General features: G+C 30.9%; 10 protein-coding genes and 1 pseudogene. 8 read left to right on the forward strand and 3 right to left on the reverse strand.

The genetic code is table 11. From position 1 onward, the window contains the following. The first annotated feature begins 103 nt into the window (after nucleotides 1-103). The 5 genes and pseudogenes from CBR30_08890 to CBR30_08910 all read left to right on the forward strand — a co-directional run bounded on the left by CBR30_08890 (nucleotide 104) and on the right by CBR30_08910 (nucleotide 4163). Nucleotides 104-1189, forward strand: coding sequence for a glycosyl transferase (locus tag CBR30_08890; GenBank protein PMQ00877.1), 1086 nt, complete (start codon nucleotides 104-106; stop codon nucleotides 1187-1189). Beyond that, a complete protein-coding gene (locus tag CBR30_08895; protein ID PMQ00878.1) occupies nucleotides 1183-2070 on the forward strand; it encodes an ABC transporter in 888 nt (295 codons plus the stop codon). Before CBR30_08890 ends, CBR30_08895 begins: the two co-directional genes overlap by 7 nt. 132 nt (nucleotides 2071-2202) lie before the next feature. After that, nucleotides 2203-2961: a hypothetical protein gene (locus CBR30_08900; protein ID PMQ00879.1), complete on the forward strand. Its 759-nt coding sequence runs from the start codon at nucleotides 2203-2205 to the stop codon at nucleotides 2959-2961. Nucleotides 2962-3044: 83 nt separating this feature from the next. Continuing rightward, on the forward strand, nucleotides 3045-3752 hold the full coding sequence (locus tag CBR30_08905; protein PMQ00880.1) for an ABC transporter: 708 nt from the start codon (nucleotides 3045-3047) through the stop codon (nucleotides 3750-3752). 40 nt (nucleotides 3753-3792) lie between these two features. After that, nucleotides 3793-4163 (forward strand): annotated as a pseudogene (locus CBR30_08910) (nucleotidyltransferase). A 392-nt stretch (nucleotides 4164-4555) separates the two neighbouring features. Here the strand turns inward: CBR30_08910 and CBR30_08915 are convergent. Together CBR30_08915 and CBR30_08920 are read right to left on the reverse strand one after the other, a co-directional pair. After that, nucleotides 4556-4981 (reverse strand): hypothetical protein, encoded by a 426-nt coding sequence (locus CBR30_08915; protein PMQ00881.1) that lies wholly within the window; start codon nucleotides 4979-4981, stop codon nucleotides 4556-4558. Beyond that, nucleotides 4968-5363, reverse strand: a complete 396-nt coding sequence (locus CBR30_08920; protein ID PMQ00882.1) for a nucleotidyltransferase — start codon at nucleotides 5361-5363, stop codon at nucleotides 4968-4970. The genes CBR30_08915 and CBR30_08920 overlap by 14 nt, the downstream gene beginning before the upstream one ends. A 131-nt stretch (nucleotides 5364-5494) precedes the next feature. On the opposite strand from CBR30_08920, the gene CBR30_08925 reads away from it, so the two are divergent. The 3 genes from CBR30_08925 (at nucleotide 5495) to CBR30_08935 (ending at nucleotide 8634) form a co-directional block, all read left to right on the forward strand. Next, nucleotides 5495-7240 (forward strand): ABC transporter ATP-binding protein, encoded by a 1746-nt coding sequence (locus tag CBR30_08925; GenBank protein ID PMQ00883.1) that lies wholly within the window; start codon nucleotides 5495-5497, stop codon nucleotides 7238-7240. Between the two features lie 117 nt (nucleotides 7241-7357). Beyond that, entirely contained in the window at nucleotides 7358-7675 is a 318-nt protein-coding gene (locus CBR30_08930) for a hypothetical protein (protein PMQ00884.1), read from the forward strand. Then, nucleotides 7672-8634 carry a hypothetical protein gene (locus CBR30_08935; GenBank protein PMQ00885.1) on the forward strand — a complete coding sequence of 321 codons (963 nt, stop codon included), beginning with the start codon at nucleotides 7672-7674 and terminating at the stop codon, nucleotides 8632-8634. Before CBR30_08930 ends, CBR30_08935 begins: the two co-directional genes overlap by 4 nt. A gap of 59 nt (nucleotides 8635-8693) precedes the next feature. Here the strand turns inward: CBR30_08935 and CBR30_08940 are convergent, their stop codons facing one another. Continuing rightward, nucleotides 8694-9335, reverse strand: coding sequence for a hypothetical protein (locus tag CBR30_08940; protein PMQ00886.1), 642 nt, complete (start codon nucleotides 9333-9335; stop codon nucleotides 8694-8696). Between the last annotated feature and the right edge of the window lie 279 nt (nucleotides 9336-9614).

Genomic DNA, 9614 nt, shown 5'->3' on the forward strand with positions numbered 1-9614 from the left:
TGGTAGATACAGGTTCTGAAGAGGGCAGTAAATTAAGAGAATTAGATGTATCCTCTTTATATCAAGGATTATCTTGGCATATAAATTATTGCAGTAGAAACCCATGTCTGAAAAAATCAGCATAATCATTCCCACATTTAATAGAGAAAAATTGCTTCCTCGGGCTATAGAGTCTGTAAGGAGGCAGACCTATAAAGATTGGGAGCTTTTGATTGTGGATGATAGAAGCAACGATAATACCGAAAGTTTAGTAAAAAAGTATATCTCTTTAGATGATAGGATAAGATATTTAAAGAATGAGAGGAAGAAAGGACCAGCAGGAGCAAGGAATTTTGGCATATTAAACTCCAAGGGAGAATATATAGCCTTTTTAGATTCAGATGATGAGTGGTCGGAAGTTCATTTGGAAGAATGCATTGATGTTTTAAAGAATTATGATGTAAATGTTTGTTTTGCATTATGGATAATAGTCAAAGGGAATGGGGATTTTAGAAAAGTTTTTGATCCAGATATACCTGAGGAGCGTGCAAGGTTAGAAAGAATAATCTCCATTTTTAATCCCAAAGTAGAAGGAAAGTATATCTTTTTTGGAGATAATTTTTATGAGGAATCTTTTCTTAAAGGTGGTTCTTATTGTACCCATATTAATACCTTAGTCATTAAAAGAGATGTTATTGAAAAGATTGGATTATTTAATGAAGACTTATCTGTATGCGAGGATTCAGATTTTGTATATAGGGTTATACTTCATTACCCCTTCTGCTTAATAGACAATTACCATCTTTATTATTATCAAAGTCCTGATAGTATTTATAATTTCTTTGATAGAAGAGATGTAAATGTTGATGAGGTTTTAGATAATAGAGAGTTTATAGATAAGTTTACTTTTGTGGGCTTGGGACAAAAAAAATTAAATTCCATTCATGGAGATATTATAAAAAATTCTGAAAAAATAGTGAGAAAAAGAGAATGTGTTAATAGGATAAAGGATATTATTGGAAGAAAATATTTTACCCTTGGTTTTATGAATCAAAAGGTTAATAGATCTAAGGCTATTCTTTTTGTTTTTAAATCCCTCCTTTATAGGTTCACTTGGAATAGATTTTTATTTCTTATAAATCTTTTATTCCCCTTTATTCCTATAAAAATTGATAGGGAAAAGATTAAAAAGGATCTAAGTTTATGGTAAGTACAGTAATAAAAGTAAATAACTTGAGGAAGTATTTTAAGGTATTAAATAGGCGGGAAGGATTTTGGGGCGCAGTAAAGGATCTTTTCTCTAATAACTATTTTTACGTAAAAGCAGTGGATGGAATCTCTATGGAGATAAAAGAGGGAGAGATAGTAGGATTTTTAGGACCTAATGGGGCTGGAAAAACTACCACTATAAAAATACTTAGTACTTTGCTTTTACCTACAAGTGGTGAAGTTAAAATTTTAGGCTACGATGTAATAAAAGAACCTGAAAAGGTTAGAAAGAGTATAAATTTTGTTATGGGAGGAGAAAGAAATCTCTATGCAAGACTATCTGCTATTGAAAATTTAGAATATTTTGCTGATTTATATGGTGTACCATACAAAAATAGGAAGGAAAGAATAAGAGAATTACTTGAGATTGTTGGCTTACCTTCTGATAGATTAAAGGATAAAGTAGAAACATATTCCAAGGGAATGAAACAGAGATTACAAATTGCAAGAGGGCTTATTAATGATCCTGAGATTATCTTTTTAGATGAGCCTACCATTGGTCTTGATCCCATAGGAGCAAGAGATATAAGAAATGTAGTTAAAAAGTTGAAAAATATGGGGAAAACAATTATTTTTACGAGTCATTATATGCAAGAAGTAGAGGAGCTTTGTGATAGGGTTGCACTTCTTAAAAGCGGAGAAATTATAACGATAGATACACCAGCATCTTTAAAGAGTAAATATTCAGAAAGTTTTGAGATTAAGTTATTGATTGATAAATACTCTAAAACAATAATAAAGGAGCTTGAAAAATCAAAGTATGTTAAAGATTTAAAAATATACGAAAAATGGAGACTTCTTAGAGATTATTATAATTACTGATCCAGAGCCTAAGGCTATATCTAATGTTTTTACGATTTTCCAAGAGACTCCAATCCATGATCTTTTTATAAAAAAGACTTCATTAGAAGATGTATATTTAAAGCTATTAGGATAGGAGAATAATTCAAAATTATGAATTTTAAAGTTTTGCTATCTATATTTAAAACACATTATAAACTATCTTTTTCAAGAAATTTATATAAATTTTCTATTTTCGTCATGCCTATATTCTTTTCAACCCTTTTATACTTCATATATTCAGGAAGAGAGGTAGTCTATATAATTTGGGGAAGTGGGATTGCCTCCTTATGGGGACTTGCCTGCTATTCTTCTGCTATTGAGATTGAGAGGGAAAGACTTTCTGGGACCCTTGAAGTTGTATCTATTACTCCAGTAAAATTTGAGTTTATAATTCTTGCAAAGATTTTAGCCAATACTTTAATAGGTCTTATTTCTTTTGCAATAGTCATAATTTATTCCATACTAATTTTGAAAGTTCCCTTGATAATTTACCGTATTGACCTATTCTTATTTTCACTGTTTTCCCTTTTACTTTCTCTTTTAGCAACATCCTTCTTAATTTCAACCTTATTTACCTTATCGAGGAATGCTTTTTCTTTAATGTCTTCTATTCTATATCCCATATATTTTATATCTGGAATTTTATTCCCTGTGGAAATTCTTCCATTATGGGCTCAATATATATCCGCTTTCCTTCCTATTAGATGGAGTGTGTCATTCTTAAAAAATTCTTTGCAAAAAGACTTTGGTATTGAAAAAGAATTTTATTGGTCCATCTTTTTAAGTCTTTTATATATCTTATTAGGACATTTTCTCTTTAAATATATAGAAAGGGAAAATAGAAAAAATGCAACTTTTGGGGGCATTTAATGCTTAGGAGAGTGTTGACATTTTTGAGAAATTCTTGGTTGGCATATAAAGGAGTTTCATTATGGCTAAATCCATAGGCTTATATGATTGAAAAAGTTATCAATCCTATATTTAGATATCTTTTTTATTCTTTTTTGATATTGTACGGATATAAAGAAAGGGCTAATATTGCAGTTTTTATTTTAGGAAATGCCATTCTCCTTTCTTCAATAAGTGCTTTAAAGGGAATAGGTATAATTTATTTTTCTGAAAGACAGCAGGGTACATTGATGTATTTTATCGTAAGTCCTCGCTCGCGCATGAGAATTATTCTCCAAAAGATATTTTTCCATATTCTTGACGCTTTTCTTACAGTATTAATTGTATTAACCATTATGTTTATAGGTTTCAAATTATATTATCCTCTTCATCAGTTTATATATATTTTTTTATTGGTGATAATAGGAGTAGTATCAGTGAGCCTTTTTGGAAGTCTTATAGCAAGCTTAGGGCTCTTAACCAGAGATATAAATATGCTTCTTAATGGAGTAGAGGTATTAATGATTTTACTAAGTGGTGTTAATATTCCTATATCAAAATTTCCAGTGTTTTTAAAATATTTATCTTGCGTCTTCCCTCTCTCACATCTTATTGAAGGACTAAATTATATAGTACAAGATAGGATATCTATGGCAATACCTTACATAACTTCTGAGATTATATTACTTTTCATATATTTTCTTTTAGGTAATTTTATAATCAAATTTTTAGAGCATAAAGCAAGACACATTGGAAATATTGATTTTTACTAATGGTGTAACTTCTTTTTAAGAGAAGTGCTATAATATTTTTATGACTAAGGAATTCTACCTTCTTAATGAGATAGAAAAAGAAAAAATTATCGAGGAGATAAGAAGAATTCTTCAAAGAGAAGAGAATATAATTTTTGCATATGTGTATGGTTCTTTTTTAGATAATACTTCTTTTAGAGATATTGATATAGGTATTTATATTAAAGAATTTGATGAAAAGAGTATCAATGAATTAGAGCTTAAATTAACAGTAGAAATTTCCAAAAAAATTAATTTGCCCTTTGAAATTATTGATTTAAGGGTATTAAATCATGTAAAAAATTCCTTACAGATCTAATAGAAGAAACATCACAAGAAGCCATTGCTAATGAATACATATCTTATTTATCCTTAAAGGAGCTTCTTTCCTAATGCAGATCGATATTGAAAAGATAAAGCAGAGAATTTCAGATATAAATGAATCCTTAGAGGAGATTCAAAGGTTAACTTCCTTTGAAGTAGAGGAATTTTGGTCTGATATAGGATTATGCAAAACACGACATAAAAGATTTTGTTGATTTTATAGAGAACGTTAAGAGGCTATTAATTCCCTAAACTTTTTCCTTATTTTTTCAGGGTAATAAAATCTTTCTTTTATAAAGAGACATGAAAGTGAATAGAACTGCTTTGAGGTTTCATATATGGAATTTTCCTTGGCATATTTTTAAATGAGATAAATTTTTTTCTAATTATATTACATTTTTTCAGAATAACTCGATATTTTGCTTACCTTTAGAAATGCTTTTTTAATTCCATCATGCTTATTATGTTTCAAGAATTTCTATTATTCTGTTTAAAAGCTTTTTGAGATCTCTGATATTATTTTTTAATATCATGTAAATCTGTTTATTATTAATTTCCCAGTATATATGTACAAGTCTATTCCTAAATTTCACCATATTCTTCAAATTATTCACAAATTCATCTTCTAAAATTCCCTGTTCTGCAAGAACCACAAAAGTATCTGCGTAATCCTGAGGAGGTCTAAATCCATTCTGAGATATTAAATGATTGCAAATATCTATAGCAGACTCAATAGCAATTATGAAATTGTATTTAGCACTATCAATCTTATCCTGATTTTTTAAAAATTCTTCCTTATCAATTTCACTTATAGAGTCTAAACGACTTATAGCTTTTCGCATCTCAAAGATTAATTTAGAGATTTTATCTTTATTATAGCGGAGCATTTTTAATCTCCCTTAAATACTCATCTATCAAATGCTTATAATCAAAATATTTTCTAAAGGTTAAGCTCTCAAAATCAGAACGTAGTAGGCTGTCTTTGTCCACTATTATAATTTTATTTATCAAAACATTATATACAAATCCTAAGGGTGCCTCGTTGATAATTCTTACATCAAAGGGTTTTTTAATTTTATCCTCCAAAATCTTCTCAAGCTCAAATTCTATCTCTAAGACCTTTTCCCTATCAAAATCAGATACATAAATTGCCACATCTATATCATTGTATTTCTCAGAGTTAACAAAGGAGCCAAATATATAGGCAAATATGATATTTTCTCTCTTTTCTAATTCCTTTTTTACGATTTCAATAATCTTATCCTTCATATAAGAGATTATAGCATAAGTAGTGCCTTTATATAATCAAGATTTCGTCAATGTTCCAAAATAGGGGGAATTTGAAAGTCATATGATATGATGTAAATTAAAGACAAAATATTTAATTGGAGGGTGGAAAAATGGATTTCAGTAATATTAAAAAGGTCTTTAAGTTTTATTCTTTACTTTCTTCATGGTACCTTTTTGGTACTTTTTTAGGAGGATTTCTTGTTAATTTTGAGGTCATAGTTGGATTCTTATTTCCAATTCTTACAAAAAGTATTATTGACAGTCTTACTCTTAAGACAATAAACTGGCAAGCTATTTTTTACTTAGGCTTTTTATATCTTCTCAGTTTAATCTTAATGCTTATTGGAGAGCAAATTTATATAAAGAATAAGTATTTGTCCGCCTTTGATCTTATGAATAAGATTTTCTCTAAATCTTTCTTTTTCCCTATAAAGAAATTAAAACAACAGGGTTCCGCCTATTATTCAACATTAATTCTTAATCAAGTAAATGAAGCCTTTGGAGTACTTGATTATAGTTATATAAGAAATATCATAGTAATTCTTAGGATGTTTTTTATAATGGGAATAGTATTTATTTGGGATCGTATCTTCTTTTTACTTTTCCTGATTAATATTTTAATTGTAGCCTTTTACTCAGAGGTTATTAATAAAAGAACTCAATCTTACTATTCTAAAGGATATGAAATTTTAAGAAGGGCAGGAAGTTACATTGTAGAGACCTTTGAAAATATACATGAGATTTTCGCAGGAGAAGGCATAGAGAAGAGAAAGGAAGGATACAAGAAATTAACTGATGAGTTTATAAAAGTAGGATTAAGGGCAGAATTTATAAGGGCAAGATTTGACAAGCTATTAGTCGAGCTTCCCGAGTATTTATCTCGTTTATTCATTTTTATCTACGGTGGAATCTCTGTTATATCAGGAAAATTAACTGTAGGTACTGTACTTGCCATATTAACATACTATTCTTACATTACAGAACCTCTCTACCTCTTCAGATCTTTAGTACAAGTCACTGTAAAACTTGTCTCAAACTTTGATACCATATTTAATTTCTTTGAAGAAGCAAAAGAATATGAAAAAACGTACGAAGGTACAAGAATTTCTATAAAGGAAAACTCGCCTATTTATTCCTTGAAAGATGTTAACTTTTCCTATGATGAAAAGCAAATATTAAAGAATATAAATTTTGAGGTTATTAAGGGAGATAAGACTGCTATTCTTGGTCTTTCCGGAGAGGGGAAAAGCACTCTCTTAAATATTCTTTTAGGAATAGAGAAGGAGTATGAAGGAAAAGTTGAGTTTTTAGGAAATGATATAAGAAATATATCTCCTGTAGAGCTTTTTAAATATGTAGGATACTATTCCCAACAAGTAGGAATTTTTAATGATACATTAGAAAACAATATAGTATTAGGTAGAGAGTATAATGAGGAGAGATTGGAGAAAGTAATAAAAGAGCTTGGATTGGAACATTTGAGGGGAAGAGTTCTTGGAGAAGGAGGGAGCTTTATTTCTGGAGGAGAAAAACAAAGGATTCAATTAGCAAGACTTTTATACGCAGACAAAGATATTTTCATAATCGACGAGCCCTTAGTAAACTTGGATGTAATAAATGAGAATTTTCTCCTTGAGAAGCTCAAAGATTTTATAAAGGATAAATCGGGAATACTTATCACCCACAAACCAAATATTTTGAGATTAGCAAATAAAATTGTAGTGCTTATGGATGGAAATATAGTTGGAGTTGGACCATTAAATGAACTTGCAAACAATAATCCTTTATGTAAAAGAATAATAGAAACCTATTTGGAGAGTGCTAATGAATTAAGGGAAGAAATCAATAGAAAATGAAAAATTTTCCTAAATCTACCTAACTTGACAATTTTAAATATTGTTTTAAAATTAAAATAAAGGAAATTAAGTCCAAGGGAAAGCTATTCCCCTGGATGGATGAAATGGGGTGTTAAAATGTTTCCCTTCCTTCGCATATCCAAATTCACCCTTATTTTTATCCTAATTCTCCTTCTCTTTTGCTCAAATACTATGGAAGGCGCAGGAAATGTTTACTACGTATCTCCAAAGGGAAGCAATTCAAATCCTGGAACCCTTGAAAAACCTTGGGCAACTCCTGGCTATGTCTCAAAACAGCTTAAGCCTGGTGATACTCTCATCATTCTTGATGGAAAATATGTTCTCTCAGAATACTATGAAGACATGATTACTCCTCCTTCTGGAACTGTTGATAAATGGATAACAATTAAGGGAGAAGCAGGTAAAAGAGTATAGAGATTTTAGGCTCTCAGGCAAGCCACATTATTCTTAAGGACCTATATATCCACCATATTGATGAGATGGGTATAGATGCGCAAGATGTAGACGATCTGCAGATATTAAATTGTAGAATAGAGTACTGTGGTTTTGGAGCCATAGGAGGTCCTGGAGGGGGATATGGTGGTTTAAGGAATGTAGTAATAAGAGGATGTAGTCTATCCTATAGTGGGCACTACTATCAAGGTGGTGATGGTTCTAATAGACCCTATGACCGTCCTGATGGATTTGGGATTGAGCCCTCTGATGGACCAATTTTAATTGAGGATACAATTGTTGAGCATAACTATGGAGATGGGATAGATTCAAAGGCGAAAAATACAACTATTCGTCGTTGTATAGTAGCAAACAATTCTTGTGATGGAGTAAAGCTATGGGGAGAAAATAGCAAAGTAGAGAACACTTTAATTTATGGGAGAGGAGATGACAATTCTATAGTAACTCCATGGTCACCAATTGTAATTGATACAGAGACACCAAATGCCCTATTTGAAATAGTAAATGTTACTGTAGATGATGCTCTTGGAGCTAACTACCTTATGTATGTACAATACGATCATGAAGATATACCAGTAAAATTAATTATAAAAAATACAATATTTTGTGGTAGAGGAGAAGATTCTCCTATATTTATAGGTTCTGCAAGTAGTTTTACTTTAGACCATAATCTTTTCTATCTTCCAAACAGTGCATTTGTACTAACTCATGGGAATAACACTTATGATTCTAATACTATTACTCAGGTTGGCAGTGGAAATATTTATGGAGATCCTCTTTTTGTAAGTCCTGCTTGGGGGCAAGATGGAGATTATCACCTAAAAGCGCAAAGTCCTGCCATAGATAGAGGAACTTCTCAAGGAGCACCCTCCGAAGATCTTGAAAAAATCCTCGACCACAAGGGGCAGGTGTTGATATAGGAGCCTACGAATGTAAATGATAAAATTAGGGGCAAGGTAAAATCCTTGCCCCTTTTTATTTACCAATTAGTTTCAACACCAAAAATACCGTGGATTGCTATATTAGGAACATCCGCATGACCATTAGCAATTGGTACTCTCGCCCATGCTGCAGTAAGTTTTGTCTCAACAATAAATGAAATATGGGAAAGTAATTTTATCTTATATCCGATAGAAGCATGACCTGCAATACCAGAGAAATAGTAGCCTGTAAAACTAATCTCAGCATGAGGAGGGTCTGAAAGTTCTTGTCCACGTACAATAGTCTCTGGATGTGCGACAACGACACCTGCTCCAAGAGAGTAAAACCACGAGTCTTTTTGAATCAGACGTTCCAAAAGAATAAGATTATAGCCATGAGTTATCCAAAACTGTTGAATATCTGGATGCTCAGATATCAAATAAAGTTTATGATGAATTAATTCAATAGACCATAGTCCGAATGTAAAACGAATAGAATAATAGGGGGCTTCATAAAAAGGTCTTGTTTCCCATTGAGCAGAATCGATTTTTATTGTTTCATAACCATCCTGATAAATAGTTAGCGGGGTAGGAAAACTCAAGGCACTTCCACCTAATATAGAGAAGGAAAAAGCAAATGCTGAGGATGAAAAAACAATAATGAAGCATAATACTAATAAATTTAGGAGTAACATCCTCATAGGAAAATACCCCCTTTTAAATTTTCTTTTCTAAGTATACATCATGTAATCCTTTTTATCACTGACCTGTAATCAGTTTTTGAAAAGAAAAACCTCCCAGGGTTAGAATTAGATTAGAAAGAGATAACATCCAAACCCCGGGAGGTGAAAACTATGGTCATTAATATTCTACCAGATTTTTCTTTAAGAAAAAAGATAAAAGAAATTTTAATTGTGTTAATAATGAGTTTAATAAAAGAGAAAAAACCATCAATTAGAGCTCTTTCTAAAAAAGCTTTA

The sequence above is a fragment of the Dictyoglomus sp. NZ13-RE01 genome (genome assembly GCA_002878375.1).
Taxonomy (GTDB): Bacteria; Dictyoglomota; Dictyoglomia; order Dictyoglomales; family Dictyoglomaceae; genus NZ13-RE01.